Here is a 17,354-nt window from a genome sequence, read left to right on the forward strand (position 1 = left end):
CAGGTGTTTTAAGCTGTGCTTCATGCTCGACGTGAGGCGGCTGCACGTGCTGCGCGCCGTGGTCACCAGCGGAAGCATCACCGCTGCCGCGGCGCACCTCGGCTACACCCCGTCCGCCGTCAGTCAGCAGATGGCGGCGCTGGAGAAGCAGGCCGGTACGGCGCTGCTCGAACGGGTGGGCCGCGGGGTGCGGCCCACCGCCGCCGGATCGCTGCTCACCGAGCACGCGGCCCTGATCGGTGCGGCGGTCGCGCGGGCGGAGTCCGCCCTCGCCGACCTCCGCGCCGGACGCACCGGCAGCCTGTCGGTGCGCTACTTCGCCACGGCGGGCTCCACGCTGGTGGCCCCCGCCCTGGCCTGGCTCCGCACGGAGCATCCCGGCGTCCGCGTCGATCTCGGGCTCACCGATCCGCGGGACCCGGTGCGGGAGGTGGCGCGGGGAGACGCCGACCTGGCCGTGGTCATCCGGACGCGCGGCCTCGTCGGCGACGGTTTCCGGCTCGTCCACCTCCTCGACGACCCGTACGCCGCGGTGCTGCCGCTGGGCCACCCGCTCGCGGGCGAGGACGTCATCGGGCTGCACGAGCTGTCCGGCGAGCGGTGGGTCGGCAGCGAACCGCCGGGCCCCTGCCTGGAACCGGTGCTCGAAGCCTGCGCGGCGGCCGGGTTCAGCCCCGGCTTCGTCATCCAGAGCGAGGACTACGCCACCGCCCAGGGCTTCGTCGCGGCCGGTCTCGGCATCGGCCTGATGCCGGGGCTGGGGCTGCGGGCCCGGCACCCCGGCGTCGTCGTCCGCCCGGTCCGCGACCCCGAGCCCGTCCGGGTGATCTCGGCCGCCGCCCGGGAGTCCGCCACCGGGCAGCCCGCGCTGCGCGGCCTGCTGGCGGCCCTGCGCGAGGCGGCCACCGCCGGCCCGTGGGGTGGCACCCGGACGCGGACGGCCGCGGCGCCGGACTGACCGGGCCCGCCCGCCGCCCGTCCCCGCCCCGGCCGGGAGCGCTGCCCGTGGCCGCCGGCCCGTGGGGGCCGGTCGCGTTCGTGGGCAACGAGGGCACGTGGCCGGGGCGCGTGTTCAAGAAGTGTCGCCTGGACCGGTCCGACACGGGACACGCCGGGCACCGTCGTGAACCGGCCAGATGAAGCCTGGGTGAAAGCCGTCGGTGAAGCGTCGGTCCTGCCAGACGAGCCCTTGCCTGGGGCGTTGGCCCGCTTTAGCCTGCGGAGTGCTGGCCCGAAGTGATCTTTCCCCCTGTCTCCGGAGGTTCCCGTGCCCCCTCGCGTCCCGTCGGGCCCCCTACGGAGGTTGGCCACAGGGATCGTCGCGGCGGCCGCTTGTGTGGGTGCCGCCAGCCGATTCCACAAGAGCGGCGGTGGCTCCGGCAGTCCGTAACCAGGGCACAGCGGTGATGGTCGGGAAACCCCGTCGGGCGCGGCGACGTGAGGCGTGAACACCTCGACAACGTTGTCCAGCGACCATGACGCGTTTTCCGCCCGCCCCCCACGTACACAGAAAGACGGCTACGTTCATGGTCACCACGAGCAGCACCGCTTCCTCCCCCTCCCCCCTCCCTTCTCTTTCCCCCGCCCTTTCTTCCCCCGGCACCGGAAAAGCGGCCGTCGACCTCGTTTCCCCAGCCGTTCCGCAAGAGACCGGTCACCCCCGGCGCCGCCGTGCCTACACGGCCCACGCGTCCGCCCGGGACATGACCATCACCGCCGCGGAGGCGGAATTCGCCGGGCTGTTCGGCCTGAGCCCGAGCGAGATATGCGGCCGTGACCTGTGCGACCTCCTCGCCCAGCGGCCCGAGAGCCTGCGGTACCGGTTCGCCGCCCTCACCGAGGGCCGGTCGGATTCGTTCACGGAGCGGGTGACCGGGCGGGACGGCGCCGGGCGGACGTTCTGCGCGCACCTGACGGCCGTGGGGGTGGCCGGCTCGGAGGGCCTGTCCGGACTCGTCATCCTGCTCCACCACACCGGTGATCCGGACGGGGCGGCACTGCACGGCCGCCACACCCTCAGCGAACTCGACGCCCGGGTCGTCGAGGGCGTGGCGAGCGGCGCGTCGACGGTCCAGCTGGCCAGCCGCCTCTACATGAGCCGTCAGGGAGTCGAGTACCGCGTGGGACGGCTGCTGCGCAGGTTCGACGCGCCCAACCGCCCCGCGCTCGTGGCGCGCGCCCACGGACTGGGCATGTTCGCCGCGGGGCAGTGGCCACCGCGCGTCCTGCCGGACTTCGTCGAGTAGCCGGCCGGCCCGGCGCGTCGGCCGCCGGGCCCCGCACGGCCGCCGTCCCCGCGGGGCGGGAGCCCCCGCCCCGCGCGCGGGCCCGCACCGGCGGCCCCTAGGCGGCCGAGGGCAGCCACGCCTCCCGGAACCGGCGGCGGGCCCGGTGCAGCCGGGACCGCACCGTCCCCACCGGCAGGGAGAGGACGCGGGCCATCTCCTCCTCGTTGAGCCCGTAGGCGCGCAGGGTCAGCACCTGCCGGTGGGAGGTGGACAGCCGGTCCAGGACGTCGCTGATGTGCACGGCGTCCAGCGGGTTCGCCTCCTGGCCCAGGTCCACCTGCACGGGGACCCCCTCGTCCCCCGCGCGTTTCACGGTGCGGATGGCCTCGCGCAGCGTCACCGCACGCACCCAGCCGTAGAACGCGGCCGGTTCGCGCAGGGTGGGCAGGCCCCGGTAGATGGCGAACAGCGCCTCCTGGGCGGCGTCGGCGCCGTCGTCGTGGGTGACGGACCGGCACAGCCGTGCGACGTACGGCGTGATCCCGTCCAGCAGGTGGTTCATCGCCTGCTCGTCACCCGCCTGGGCCCGGGACAGCAGCGCGAGGGGGGTGGGGAGGTGGCTGACGGTGCTCATGGGGGAGTGCTCCTTGTGGCAGCCGGTGCGGTCGGACGCGGTGGGCCGGGGTGGCCGGCCTCACCGGGCGTTCGCGGGCGCGGGCAGGGGCGTGGCGGCGTCCGCGAAGGCGTGGAGCCCGGCGAGGACGTCGTCGCGGAAGGCCCGCATGAAGGAGGGGCTGAAACAGGCGGTGAAGTGCGGGAACTCGATGGCGAGCCGCCCCTCGAAGGAGACGACGCACGCCATCAGGGGACTGCGGCCCGCCTGCGGGAAGTAGTGCTCACGGGCCGGCACCAGGCGGACGTCGGTGGCGTGCAGCCCGGCCGGGAGCCGGGGGCCGGGGACGACGCCCATGTTCGTGACGATCACGGTGGCCATCTGCAACGCCGGGTTCCGGGGGATCTCCGGCATGATCCGCATCTCGTGGTCCTGGTCCGCGCGGGCGATGGAGTCGCGCAGCCGGGTGTGGACGGTGCGCGCCAGTTCCGCCGGGTCGCTGTCCCCGGCGACGTCGACGGTCTGGAGGTGGCTGGTGACGGCCGGCACCATGACCGTGGCGGGCAGCGGCGGGGACAGCCGGGACCGCAGGTCCACGGGGGACAGGCAGCCCAGGGTGCGGGGGCCGTCGCCCTCCAGGCGGCGCCGTGCCGCCGTGAGCAGCGCGGCGGCGACCAGGGAGTGCACGGACAGGTCCGCCTCGCGTGCCGTCCGCCGCAGCCGGGCGGTGTGCTCCTCGTCGAGCGTCAGCCGGCGGGACTCGATGTGGCCGCCGCCACCGGCCGGTTCCGGGTCCGGTCCGGCGTCACCGGCGGCCGGACGCGGCACGTCGTAGGGCACGAGCTGGACGGGGTGCCGCCGGACCTCCTCGACGCGCCGCTCCAGGTGGGCGGCGGTGGCCGCCGGGTCGGCCTCGGGCAGCAGCAGGCTGACGGGCCGCGGCCAGTGCGGGGGCTCCGCGGCGTGCACCCGGTCGTCGGCGGGCGCGGCGGCCGGGGCGGGCGCGGCGGCCGTCCCCTCGTCCGTGCCGCCCCCGACCAGGGCCCGGTAGTGGTCCCACAGGGCGTTGTGCGCGGCGATGCCGCTGTGCCCGTCGGTGACCGTGTGGTCCACGACGAGGACGAACAGGTGGCGGTCGCCCTCCGGCGCGCTCACCAGGACCGCGCGGCTGAGCGGCCCCCCGACCGGCAGGGGCGCGTTCAGCTCCGCCGCGTACGCCTCCTCGCCGCCGGTGCGGGTGACCAGCCGGGGCCGCTCCTCCTCGCTGAGGAGGTGCAGCGCGAAGCCCTGGCCGTCCTGCGCGATGCGGGCGCGCAGCGTCGGGTGGGCCTGCGTCAGCGCGTCGAACGCCGCCGACAGCGCCTTGACGTCGACCTGTCCGCGCAGGGTGCAGGAGAGCACCGCCCGGCTCCGCTGCCCGACGTACAGCGTCTCGACCGGACACAACTCACGGTGCATACCGCCAGCCTTCCTTCCGCCGTTTGCTTTCTCTCAACTACGCAGTGGGGCACAGCCGTCACCGCCGGAGCCCGAATGCCCGACGCCCGTTGCGAGGGTGCACCGCCAGGGCGGACGAATCCACCCGCGGCGCAGGACCGGGGAGAAGTTGCGGGAATTCCTTAAAGCCCGCCGGGGGCGGCGCTATCCCCGCCCGCGCGTTCTTCAGGGAAATACCTGAATTGCGGCGCGGGCGAAGGTCCGGGCTTGAGCGGGACCGCCGGTCCACCGCACTCTGGGGCCACTTGCAGGACCGTCGGCGGGGCCGTGCCGGCCCCGCGCTCCCGGCGTGCGACCGGCCTTCCCCGTTCCGCGGGCCGAGGGCGCACCCCTGGTCCGCCCGGCCGGGCCCGCCCGGGCCGGGACGTTACGAGCTGCCACGTGAGGGTTGTGCCATGTCACTCCACGAGGAGTCACTCCGCGAGGACGGCCACCGGCCCCTGTCCGGAGCCCAGGAGGGGCTCTGGTACGCCGGACGGCTCGCGTCCGACCACGCCGCGTACAACACCGCGGAGGCGGTGGAGATCCACGGCGCCCTGGACACCGGCCTGTTCGAGACGGCCCTGCGCCGCACCGTGGCCGAGGCCGACACCTTCGCCCTGCGCTTCCTCGACACGGACGACGGCCCCCGCTGCCACCGGGCACCGGACGCGGACGCCTGGCCGCTGCGGCGGATCGACGTCAGCGACGCCGAGGACCCCGAGGACGCCGCCTGGGAGCGGGTCCGCGCGGACCTCGCCACACCGGCGGCCCCGGACAGGGAACCGCTGTTCGCGCACACCCTCCTCACCCTCGCCCCCGACCGCCACCTCTGGCTGCTGCGGGCCCACCACATCCTGCTCGACGGCTACAGCTACAAGCTCCTCGGCCGCCGCCTCGCCGACACCTACAACGCGCTGGCCCGGGGCCGCGAACCCGCCCCCACCGCCTTCGCGTCCGTGACCCGGCTCCAGCAGGAGGAGGCGGCCTACCTCGCCTCCGGACGCCGCACCCGCGACCGGACGTACTGGTCGCGGCGGCTGGCCGGGCTGCCGGAGCCCGCACGGCTCACGCACCGCACCGCCGCGCCCGTCGCCCCGTTCCTGCGCCGCACCGCGGAACTGGAGAGCGCAGACGTGCGGGCGCTGTCCCAGGCGGCGGCCCGGCTCGACGTCTCGCGCACCGACCTGCTGACCGCCACCGTCGCCGCGTACCTGCACCGCATGACCGGCGCCGGCGACCTCGTGCTGGGCATGGCCACGATGAGCCGGCTGGGCAGCGCCGCCCTGCGCACCCCGGGCACCGCCTCCGACGTGCTGCCGCTGCGCGTGGCCGCCGAGCCCGGCACGGCGGTCGCCGACCTGGTCCGGGCGGTCGCCGGGGACGTCCGGCTGCTGCGCCGCCACCAGCAGTACCGGGGCGAGTCCATCCGCCGCGACCTGAACCTGCTGGGGACCGGACGCCGGCTGTACGGGCCGGTGCTGAACATCGTCCCGTTCACCGAGTCGCTCGACTTCGGCGGCCACCCGGCCACCTGGCACCACCTGTCCGGCGGCGCCGTCGACGACCTCCAGATCACCGTGCGGCCCGGGTCCGGGGCCGGCGGGCTGTGGCTGGCCTTCGACGCCAACCCCGCCCTGTACGACGAGGACGAACTCGCCCTCCACCGCGACCGGTTCCTGCACCTCCTGCGCCGGATGGCGCAGGCCGGGCCCACGACGCCGGTGGGCGACCTGGACCTGCTGCTGCCCGACGAGCACCCGCGCGACGCCCCCGTGCGCGACTTCCCGGTCACCGGCACCCTCACCGACCTGTTCGAGCGGCAGGTCCGGGCCCGGCCGGAGCGCGTCGCGGTCACCTGCGAGGGCGAACGGCTCACCTACGCGGAACTCGACGCCCGGGCCAACCGCCTGGCCCGGCTGCTGGCCGAACGCGGCGCGGCCCCGGGCCGGGTGGTGGCGCTGGCGCTGCCCCGGGGCCCGCGGCTGCTGCCCGCCCTGCTGGCCGTCCTCAAGACCGGCGCCGCCTACCTCCCCCTGGACCCCGGCCACCCGGCGGAACGCCTGCGGCTGGTCATGGACGACGCGGCACCCGTCCTCCTCGTCACCGAGACCGGCTCCCGCCCGCACCCCGCCGGCGACGTGCCCGCCCTCGTCCTGGACGACCCCGCCGTCGCGGCGGACCTCGCCGCCCGCCCGGCCGGTGAGCTGACCGGCCCCGAACGGCCGGGCCCGCGGAGCCCGTCGGACACCGCGTACATCATCCACACCTCCGGCTCCACCGGCCGCCCCAAGGGCGTCCCCGTCACGCACGCGGCCGTCGTGCGCCTCTTCGCCGCCACCGCCGAGCACTTCGACGTCGGCGAGGACGACGTGTGGACGCTGTTCCACTCCTACGCCTTCGACTTCTCGGTGTGGGAGATGTGGGGCGCCCTGCTGCACGGCGGCCGGCTCGTCGTCGTCCCGCACGCCGTCAGCCGCTCGCCCCGCGACGTCCTGCGGCTGCTGCACCGCGAGGGCGTGACCGTGCTCAGCCAGACGCCGTCCGCCTTCGAACAGCTCATGGACGCGGACGCCGAGCAGGAGCGTGAGGGCGCTCCGGACGCGACGGGCACCCTGCGCTACGTCGTCTTCGGCGGCGAGGCCCTGCGCCCAGGGCGCCTGCGGCCGTGGGCCGAACGGCACGGGCTGGAGCGCCCGGCCCTGGTGAACATGTACGGCATCACCGAGACCACCGTGCACGTCACCCACCACCGCGTCACGCCGGCCGACCTGACGGACCCCCGCCGGACGAGCGTCATCGGCAGGCCCCTGGCGGACCTGCGGGTGCACCTGCTGGACCCGGCCGGCCGCCCCGTCCCCCCGGGCGCCGTCGGCGAGATGCACGTGGCCGGCGCGGGCGTGGCCGCCGGGTACCTCGGCCGGCCCGAGCTGACCGCCGAGCGGTTCCCCGACGACCCCTTCGGGCCGCCCGGCGCCCGCATGTACCGCTCCGGCGACCTGGCGCGGCGCCGCGCCGACGGCACCCTCGAGTACCTGGGCCGCGCCGACCAGCAGGTCCAGCTGCGCGGCTTCCGCGTCGAACCCGGCGAGATCGAGGCCGTCCTCACCGCCCACCCGCAGGTCTCCCGGGCCGCCGTCGTCGTCCGCGGTTCCGGCGACGACGTGCGGCAGCTCGTCGCCTACACGGTGTCCGCCGGGCAGGTGCCGCCGAGCCCGGCGGAGCTGCGCGCCCACGCCGCGGCCCACCTGCCCGACCACATGGTCCCCGCGGCCTGCGTCGGCGTGGACGCGCTCCCGCTGACCGCCAACGGCAAGCTCGACACCGACGCCCTGCCCGCGCCCGACTTCGCCGCCGCCGCGGCCGGAGCCCGGCCGCGGAACCCCCGTCAGGCGCTGCTGTGCGCCCTGTTCGAGGACGTGCTGCGGCTGCCGCGCGACACGGTGGGCACCGACGCGAACTTCTTCGACCTCGGCGGCGACTCCCTGCTCGCCACCCGCCTGCTGGCCCGGCTGCGGCACGAGACCGGGGCCGAGGTGCCGATCACCGCCCTGTTCGACGGCCCGACACCCGCGCTGCTCGCGCGGCAGCTTCCCGACGGGCCCGGCACGGCCCCCGCCCGCCCGGTGCTCGGCGCGGGCAGCCGTCCCGAGCGCGTCCCGCTGTCCTACGCCCAGGAACGCATGTGGTTCCTGCACCGGCTGGACGAGGCGGCGGCCACGTACAACATCCCGCTGGTCGTGCCGCTCGGCTCCGGCGTGGACGCCGAGGCGCTGCACGCCGCGCTCGGCGACCTCGCCGACCGGCACGAGAGCCTGCGCACCGTGTTCGCCGAGCGGGACGGCGTCCCCCACCAGCGCGTCCTGCCGCGGGGGGAGCCGCGCCCGCCGCTGCGCCGGGTGGACTGCCCGGCCGAGGAGATCGCCGCCCACGTCACCGCCGCCTCCCGGCACCGCTTCGACCTGGCCGCCGAAACCCCCCTGGCCGCCTGGCTGTTCGGCACCGGGGAGGAGCGCACGCTGCTGCTGGTGCTGCACCACAGCGCGGCCGACGGCTGGTCGCTGCGCCCCCTGGCCGACGACCTGGCCGCCGCCTACGCGGCGCGCCGCGCGGGCCGGGCCCCGGCGTGGGAGCCGCTGCCGGTGCAGTACGCCGACTACGCCGTCTGGCAGCGCGCCCTGCTCGCCGCGGCCCCGGACGGCGGGGACCGGGACGGCGCAGACCCGGACGGCGCGAAGCCGGACGGCGCGGGACGGCTGGAGCGGCTGACCGCCCACTGGCGCGCGACGCTGGCCGGTCTGCCCGAGGAGTGCACGGTGCCCGGCGACCGGCCCCGCCCCGCGTCCCCGCGCGGCGGCGGCGCCCACGTCACCCAGACCGCGGACGCCGCACTCCACCGGGACCTGCTGCACCTGGCCGAAGCGGAGGGCGCCAGCCTGTTCATGGTGCTGCACGCCGCCGTGAGCGCCCTGCTCACCCGCTGCGGAGCCGGAGAGGACGTCGTCGTCGGCACGCCCGTCGCGGGCCGCTCCGAACCCGCGCTGGACGACCTGATCGGCCTGCTCACCAACACCCTCGTGCTGCGCGCCGACACCTGTGGCGATCCCGCCTTCCGGGAGCTGCTCGGCCGGCTGCGCCCGCACGACCTGGCGGCACTGGACCACCAGGACCTGCCCTTCGACCGGCTGGTCGACGAGCTGAACCCGCCCCGCCGCCCCGGCCGCCGCCCGCTGTTCCAGGTCATGCTGGCGCTGCAGAACAACGAACCCGCCGTGCTGCGGCTGGCGGACCGCGCGGTGCCGCTGCGGCCCACCGCCACCGGCACCGCCAAGTTCGACCTCTTCGTCGACGTCCTCGAACGGCACGGCGGCGACGGCACGCCCGACGGGCTCGACCTGCACGTCGAGTACGCCACCGACCTGTACGACGCCCCGACGGCCGAGGAGTTCGCCCGCTGCCTGCGGGACCTGCTGCACGCGGTGTGCGCGGACCCGGACCGCAGGATCGGCAGCCTCCCGGCACCGCCCCCGCGCACCCCGGCCACGCACCGCGGCACCGGCGCGGCCGAGGTGGCCGGGATGGCGGAGGCGGCCCTGTCCGTACCCGGCATCCGCGACGCGGTCGCCCTGCCCGGCACCGGCGGCGCGCCGCCGCACCTGTACGTGGTGGAGGGCCGCGCGGACGCCGCCGAGGGCGCCGAGCGGGCCCTCGCCGAGGCCGGGCACGACGCCGTCCACGTCACCGCGGTCAACGCCCTGCCCCGCACCGCCGACGGCGCGCTCGACACCGGTGCGCTGCGCGCCCTGCCCCGCGTGGACCGCGCCGCCGCCGCAGTCTGGCGGCGGCGCCTGGCCGGCGTCCCCGGCGTCCGCACGGCCGAGGCCGGCCCGGAGGCCGCCCCCGCCGAACTGGGCCGCCGGCACGCCGGACCCCCGCGCCGCGCCGGGCGGACGGCACCGGCCGACGGGCCCGGCACCGCGACCGGAACCGTGCCCGCGCTGAGCGAGGGCCCGAAGCTGCCCGCACCGGCCGTGTCCGGCTGGGCGCAGGCGCTGGCCCGCGCCGCCGAACGCGGCCAGGGCGGCATCGTGCACGTACACGCCGACGGCAGCGAGACGCGGCGCGGCTACGCCGCCCTGCTCGCGGAGGCGTCCAGGGTCCTCGCCGGGCTGCGCCGGGCCGGGCTGCGCCCCGGCGACCAGGTGATCCTCCAGTGCGACGCCAGCGAGGACTTCCTCGCCGTGCTGTGGGGCTGCGTCCTCGGCGGTTTCGTCGCCGTCCCGCTGACCGTCCCCGCCTCCTACGCCACCTCCTCGGCGGCGCTCACCAAGCTGGAGGGCATCTGGCGGATGCTGGGGCGGCCCTGGATGGTGTGCTCCCCGGCCGCCGAGAGCGGCCTGCGCGACGCGGCGGCCCGCCAGAACTGGGACGGGCTGCGGCTGACGACGGCCGACGCGCTGCGGGAGGCGCCCGAGGACCGCGACTGGTACGCCGCCGGGCCGGACGACCTCCTCCTGATGCTGATGACGTCCGGCAGCACCGGCCTGCCCAAGGCCGTGCGCCTGACCCACCGCAACGTGCTGACCCGGTCCGCCGCCACCGAGGCCATGAACCGGCTCGGCGCCCGCGACGTCTCGCTGAACTGGATCCCGCTCGACCACGTCACCGGCGTGGTCATGTTCCACCTGCGCGACGTGTACCTGGGCTGCCGGCAGGTCCACGCGCCGACCTCCTGGGTCCTGGCGGACCCCACGCGCTGGATGGACCTCGCCCACCGGCACCGGGTCACCGTAACCTGGGCGCCCAACTTCGCCTTCGGCCTGCTGGCCGCGCAGGCCGGCCGCTTCCGGGACCGGGAGTGGGACCTGACGCCGATGCGGCTGGTGATGAACGCCGGCGAGGTCGTGGTGGCCGCGGACGCCCGCCGGTTCCTGCACACCCTGAAGCCGTTCGGGCTGCCGCAGGACGTGATGCACCCCGGCTGGGGCATGTCGGAGACCTGCTCGGTGGTCACCGACACCGTGCTGCCGTCCGAACCGCCCGGCACCGAGGGGACGTTCGTCAGCTGCGGCCGCCCCTACCCCGGCTTCGCCATGCGCACCGTCGACGAGCGGGGCACGGTGCTCGCCGAGGGCGACGTCGGCCGCCTCCAGGTCCGCGGCACCTCCGTGACCGGGGGCTACCACGACAACCCGGCGGCCAACGCCGAGGCGTTCACCGACGACGGCTGGTTCGACACCGGCGACCTGGCCTTCCTGCGCGACGGCGAGCTGTACATCACCGGCCGCGCCAAGGACGTCATCATCGTCAACGGCGTCAACCACTACAGCCACGAGATCGAGGCGTGCGTCGAGGAACTCCCGTGCGCCGTGCGCAGCTTCACCGCCGCCTGCGCGGTGCGCTCCGGCCCCTCGGCGGCCACCGACGAGCTGGCCCTGTTCGTCCACCTCGCCCCGGGGCACGACCGGGCCACCGCCCTGCGGGAGATCGCCGGCAAGGTGACCCGGGAGATCGGCGTCAGCCCCGCCCACCTCGTACCGGTCGCCGCCGACGACATCCCGAAGACCGAGATCGGCAAGATCCAGCGCACCAAGCTCCGCAAGAGCTTCGAGGCGGGCGCCTTCGACGAGGAGGTCCGCGCCGCCCAGCTCCTGCTGGGAACGGCCGACACCCTGCCCGACTGGTTCCTGCGGCCGGTGTGGCAGCGGTCCGCCCGCCACCGCCCGGGCGCGGCGGCACCCGGCCGCCACACCCTCGTCCTCGCGGGCGGCGACCCGCGGGCCCGGGAGCTGTCCGGACACCTCGCGCGGGCGCTGCGGGCCGACGGCGGACTGTGCACCCAGGTCACCGACGGAGCGGCGTACGCCCGGCAGGACGCCGCCCGCCACGAGATCCGCCTCACCGAGGAGGCCGACCACACCGCGCTGCTGCGGGCCCTCGCCGCCGACGGACGGCCCGTCGACGCCGTCGTGCACCTCGGCGCGCTGCACGCCGCCGAGACCGCCGACCCCGCCGCCGACCCGGCAGCCGAAACCGGCCCGCGCGCCCTGCTCGCGCTCGCCCGCGCCCTCGCGGACCAGCCCGGCGGACCGTGCCGGACCGACCTGCTGTACGTGACGGCGGGCGCCCAGGCGGTCACCGCCGAGGACCGCCCCTCCCCGGTACACGCCATGGCCGGCGCCGTCCTGAAGTCGCTGCGGGAGGAGCTGGGCGGGCTGCGGTGCGTCCACCTGGACCTCGACCCGCGGGACGACCGGGACGCCGTGCCCCTGCTGCTCGCCGAGGTGGCCGGCGTCCCCGCCGACACCGAGGTCGCCCACCGGGACGGACACCGCCTGGTCCGCCGCCTGGCCCCCCTGCCCGAACCGGCCCCCCGGACCGGCCCGCCCGCCGCCGACGGCTTCCACCTGGTCAGCGGGGGACTGGGCGGCGTCGGCACCGAGGTCGCCGCCCACCTCCTGCGGACGCCCGGCACCCGGCTCCTCGTCCTGGGCCGGACCCCGCTGCCCGCACCGGACACCTGGCCGCAGCACCTGGCCGCCGGAGGCGCCCGGGCCGCCCGCGTCGAAGCGTGGCGGCGGCTGCGGGAGCTGGGGGAGGTCCGGTACGCGTGCGCCGACGTGGGCGACGAGCGGCAGGTGCGGGAAGCCGTCCGCGCGGCCGTCGAACACTGGGGCGTGCCCCTGGCGTCCGTCCTGCACCTGGCCGGGTCCCTCGTCGAGCGCCCCGTCGGGGAACTGGACGCGGCGGCCTGGCGCGAGGCCCTGGACGCGAAGGTGCGCGGCGCCCGGACCCTGCACCGGGTGAGCGCGGACCACCCGGTCACCTCCTTCGTCACCTTCTCCTCGGTGAACGGCTACTTCGGCGGCGCCATGAACGCCGCCTACGCCGCCGCCAACGCCTACCTCGACGGGCTCGCCCTGCACCGCCGCGCGTCCGGGCTGCCCGGACAGAGCCTGGCCTGGAGCATGTGGAGCGAGCGCGGCATGAGCAGCGGCTACCGGCTCGCCCCGCTCACCGAGGCCCGCGGCTACCGCGTCCTGGACACCACCGCCGCGCTGCGCTCCTTCGACCTGGCCCGCACCCTGGACGAACCGCACCTGCTGATCGGCGCCGACCGCGGCGCCCCCTGGGTCCGCAGCCACGTCACCGGCCCGGCCCGGCAGGTGCGGCGGCTGGCCGGACGCGTCGCCCTGGAGGAGGGCGCCGACCTGGGCGCCCTCCACCGGGCCGCCGCCGAGGCCGCGGGCGACGCCCCCTGGGTGCTGCGCGCGGCCGGCGGCGGGCAGCCGGCCGCCCCCGCCGGCGACGCGGACCGGCTGCGGACGCTGGAGCACCGGCTCACCGGCCTGTGGCGCGACGTCCTGGGCCGCGACCGGGTCGGCCCGGACGAGAACTTCTTCGACCTGGGCGGCAACTCGCTGCTCCTGGTCGCCGCCCAGAGCGCCGTCAACCGGGCCTTCGGCTGCGAGATACCGGTCGTCGACCTGTTCGCGCACCCCACCGTGCGGGCCCTGGCCCGCCACCTGTCGGCCCTGACCGGACCGCAGGCCGCGGACGCCCCGGCGGCGGCGGACCCGCAGGCGCCACCGGAGAGCGCCGGGGCGGGCACGAGCGGCCTGGACCACGCCAAGGAACGCGCCCAGCGGCAGCGCGCGGCCCGCGCCCGCCGCGCGGCACGGCACGGAAAGGACCGGGGCCATGCATGAGACCACCGAACCGCAGGACGAGCAGGTACCGGCCGTCGCCGTGACCGGCATGGCGGGCCGCTTCCCCGGCGCGGACGACCTGGACGCGTTCTGGGACAACCTGGCCGCCGGACACGAGTCGGTGCGGCCCGTCACCGACGAGGAGTTCCTCGCCGCGGGCGGAACCGAACGCGACCTCGCCGACCCCACGCTCGTCCGCATGGCGTCCGTCATCGAGGGGATCGACCGCTTCGACTCCGGGTTCTTCGGCTACGGCCCCGCCGAGGCGGCCGTCGTCGACCCCCAGCAGCGGCTGCTGCTGGAGACGGCGTACCACGCCCTGGAGGACGCGGACTGCCTCGGCCCCGGCGCCGCGACCGGCGCGTTCGGCGTGTACGCGGGCAGCGGCGACAGCCGCTACTACCCGGCCCACGTGTACCCGCGCTACGCCGGGCAGCCCGGATCGGTGGAACTCGTGCACGCGGCCACCGCCAACTCCCTGGGCACGCTCGCCACCCGCGTCTCCTACGAACTGGGGCTGACCGGCCCGAGCGTGTCCCTGCAGACGGCCTGCTCCACCGCGCTCGTCGCGGTGCACACCGCCTGCCAGGACCTGCTCGACCACCGGTGCGACACCGCGCTCGCCGCCGCCGTCTCCGTCAACCCCTCGGCGCTGCTCGGCTACCGGCACGTGCCCGACGGGCCGTTCTCCCCCGACGGGCACTGCCGCGCCTTCGCCGCGGACGCGGCCGGCACCTCCTCCGGCGACGGCGTCGGCGCCGTGGTCCTCAAACGGCTGGAGGACGCCCTCGCCGACGGCGACCGCATCCGCGCCGTCATCCGGGGCGGCGCCGTCAACAACGACGGACGCCGCAAGGTCGGCTTCAGCGCGCCCAGCGCCGCCGGCCAGACCGAGGTCATCCTCGCGGCGCAGGCCCAGGCCATGACCGGCGCCGGCACCATCGGCCTGGTCGAGGCGCACGGCACCGCCACGCGCCTGGGCGACCCGATCGAGGTGGCCGCGCTGACCGACGCCTTCCGGCAGTCCACCCGGCGCCGCGGCTACTGCGCCCTCGGCTCCGTGAAGACCAACATCGGCCACCTCGGGGCGGCCGCCGGCATCGCCGGGCTCATCAAGGCCGTCCTCGCCCTGGAGCACCGGCAGATCCCGCCGAACCTGCACTTCGAACGGCCCAACCCGCACATCGACTTCGCCGCCGGACCGTTCCGGGTGCCCACCACCCTGGAGGAGTGGCCCGCGGGCGAGCACCCCCGGCGGGCCGCCGTCAGCGCCTTCGGCGTCGGCGGCACCAACGCCCACGTCATCCTGGAGGAGGCGCCGCCCGTCCCGGCCGCCCCGCCCCGTCCGCCCGCGGACGGCCGCCGCCTGGTGCTGCCCCTGTCCGCGCGCACGGCCGGAGCCCTGCGCGGCCAGGCCGAGGCCCTCGCCCGCCACCTCGACCGGCGCCCGCAGACGCGCCTGGACGACGTCGCGCACTCCCTGCGCGCCCGCCCCGCCCCGCGCCACCGCCTCGCCGTGACCGCCGCCTCCCTGGAGGAGGCCCGGTCCGCGCTGCGCGGCGCCGTGCCCGGCACGCCGCCCGTGCCCGACGAGCCCGCCCAGGTGGCGTTCCTGCTGCCGGGCGGCGGCACCCAGTACCCGGGGATGGGCGCCGGGCTCTACCGCGAGCACGACGTCTACCGCGACACCGTCGACACGTGCGCGGACATCCTGCGGCCCGTCCTGCGCACCGACCTGCGCGACGCCCTGTTCGCCCGGCAGCCCGCCGACACCACGAGCACCTTCCTCGGCCTGGTCGTCACCGAGTACGCCCTCGCCCGCACCCTCATGGCGGCGGGAGTGCGCCCCGACGCGCTCATCGGCCACTCCCTCGGCGAGTACACGGCCGCCTGCCTGGCCGGGGTGATCGACCTCGACGAGATGCTGCCCCTGGTCACCGAACGCATCCGGCTCATCAGCTCCGCGGGCGGGGCGACCACCGGGGTGGCGGCGCTCGCCGAGGAGGTGCTGCCGCTGCTCGACGACGAGCTGTCCCTCGCGGCGGTCAACGGCCCCGCCGCCTGCACCGTCGCCGGGCACGAGGACGCCGTCGCGCGTTTCGAGGCCGAACTCGCCCGGCGCGGCATCCCGTTCCGCCGCCTGCGGATACCGGCCGCCGCCCACTCCCACGTCCTGGACCCGGTGCTGGGGACGTACGAGAAGCACCTGCGCGGCGTCCGTCTGCGCCCGCCGCGCATCCCGTTCGTCACCAACGTCACCGGCACCTGGATCACCGACGCGCAGGCGACCTCGGTCCGGCACTGGCTCGACCACACCCGCGGCACCGTGCGGTTCGCCGACGGCGTCACCGCCCTGGGGGAGCGCCGCCCCGTCCTGGTGGAGATCGGGCCGGGCGACACCCTGACCAACCTGGCCGCCGAGCGGCTGGCCGGGCAGCAGCCGGTGACGGTGACCACCATGCGGCACGCCAAGGCCGACGCCGACGACGGCTTCGTCCTCACCGAGGCACTGGGACGGCTGTGGAGCGCGGGCGTGGACACCGCGCTCCCCGAGGTGCCGGGCACGCCCCGGCGGGTGCCGCTGCCCCCGTACGCCTTCGAACGGCGCCGCCACTGGATCGACGCGCCCGGCGCCCGCACGGACCCCGGCGCGCCCGAGGCCGGGACCGCGCCGGAGACCGGGCCCGCCCTCGGCCCCCGGCCCCGCCTGACGACCGAGCACGTGCCCCCGCGCACCGCACGCGAAGAGGCCGTGACCCGTCTGTGGGAGGAGACCCTCGGCATCGGCGGCATCGGCGTCCACGACAACTTCTTCGACCTGGGCGGCGACTCGATGCGCGCTGTCCTGCTGGCGGGCCGGCTGCGCCAGGCCGACGTGCTCGACGTGCCCGCCGCGGCCCTGCTGGCCGCGCCCACCGTGGCCGGACTCCTGACGGCGGCCGAGGACACCGGGGCGCGGGAGCTGGGCGCCGGCAGCCGCAACGCCCTGGCACCCCTGCTGCCGCTGCGCACCCAGGGCACCGCCGCGCCCCTGTTCTGCGTCCACCCCGGCGCGGGCGTGTCCTGGCGCTACACGGGGCTGCTGCCCCACCTCGGCGGCGACCAGCCGGTCTACGGCATCCAGGCCGCCAGCCTCGACGGCACCCGGCCGCCCGCGCCGGACGCCGCGTCCATGGTCGCCTCCTACGTCGACCTCGTCCGCGCGACCCAGCCGCACGGCCCCTACCGGCTGCTGGGCTGGTCCTACGGCGGTTTCGTGGCCCACGCGATGGCCTGCGCCCTCCAGGAGCAGGGCGAGCGGGTGGAGCTGCTGGCCATGCTGGACGCCCCCCAGCCGCACGGCACGGACCACGACGCCGCCGCGGCCGAACGGCAGGTGGCGGCCCTGCTGATGCGGATGGCCGGACTGCCCGACGCACCGGGCGGAGCCGGGGCACCGGACGTGGCCGCCGTCCTCGCCCGCATCGACGCCGACCTGGCGGCCGACCCGACGAGTTCGCCGGTCACCCGCGCCGAGGCCGGGGCCATCGCCGCCGTCATGCGCAACAACCTGCGCCTCGCCCCCCAGTTCGCGCCCGGCGTCTTCCGCGGGGACGTGCTGTTCTTCAGCGCCGCCCGCGAGGAGGCCACCGGCTTCCCCGGCGACCTGGCCGTGCTGCCGGACAAGGCCGAGGACTGGCGGCCCCACGTCGCGGGGACCCTGCACGACCACCGGGTGCCGTGCGGGCACTACGAGATGACCGAACCCGAGCCCATCGCGCTGATCGGCGCCACGGTCGCCAAGGCGCTGCGCGAGGCGACCCCCTGACCGACCGGCCCCGCCCCCAC

Annotated in this window: 6 protein-coding genes; 4 read left to right on the plus strand and 2 right to left on the minus strand. The window is 76.7% G+C overall.

Translation table 11 applies throughout. From position 1 onward, the window contains the following. Nucleotides 1–22: 22 nt before the first annotated feature. Nucleotides 23–958 carry a LysR family transcriptional regulator gene (locus V1J52_RS08950; RefSeq protein ID WP_330139113.1) on the plus strand — a complete coding sequence of 312 codons (936 nt, stop codon included), beginning with the start codon at nt 23–25 and terminating at the stop codon, nt 956–958. Nucleotides 959–1,703: 745 nt separating this feature from the next. Next, nucleotides 1,704–2,246, plus strand: a complete 543-nt coding sequence (locus V1J52_RS08955; protein WP_330139114.1) for a PAS domain-containing protein — start codon at nt 1,704–1,706, stop codon at nt 2,244–2,246. A gap of 97 nt (nt 2,247–2,343) precedes the next feature. Here the strand turns inward: V1J52_RS08955 and V1J52_RS08960 are convergent, their stop codons facing one another. Continuing rightward, the gene (locus tag V1J52_RS08960) at nt 2,344–2,862 is read right to left on the minus strand and encodes an RNA polymerase sigma factor (protein WP_330139115.1); all 519 of its coding nucleotides are present in this window, start codon (nt 2,860–2,862) and stop codon (nt 2,344–2,346) included. 60 nt (nt 2,863–2,922) lie between these two features. Further along, nucleotides 2,923–4,299, minus strand: coding sequence for a phthiocerol/phthiodiolone dimycocerosyl transferase family protein (locus V1J52_RS08965; protein WP_330139116.1), 1,377 nt, complete (start codon nt 4,297–4,299; stop codon nt 2,923–2,925). Nucleotides 4,300–4,733: 434 nt separating this feature from the next. Here V1J52_RS08965 and V1J52_RS08970 point away from each other — a divergent pair, with 434 nt between their 5' ends. Next, nucleotides 4,734–13,526 (plus strand): non-ribosomal peptide synthetase, encoded by an 8,793-nt coding sequence (locus V1J52_RS08970; RefSeq protein WP_330139117.1) that lies wholly within the window; start codon nt 4,734–4,736, stop codon nt 13,524–13,526. After that, a complete protein-coding gene (locus V1J52_RS08975) occupies nt 13,519–17,334 on the plus strand; it encodes a type I polyketide synthase (RefSeq protein WP_330139118.1) in 3,816 nt (1,271 codons plus the stop codon). The genes V1J52_RS08970 and V1J52_RS08975 overlap by 8 nt, the downstream gene beginning before the upstream one ends. Nucleotides 17,335–17,354 lie beyond the last annotated feature (20 nt).

The sequence above is a fragment of the Streptomyces solitudinis genome, assembly GCF_036323765.1.
Classification (GTDB): domain Bacteria; phylum Actinomycetota; class Actinomycetes; order Streptomycetales; family Streptomycetaceae; genus Streptomyces.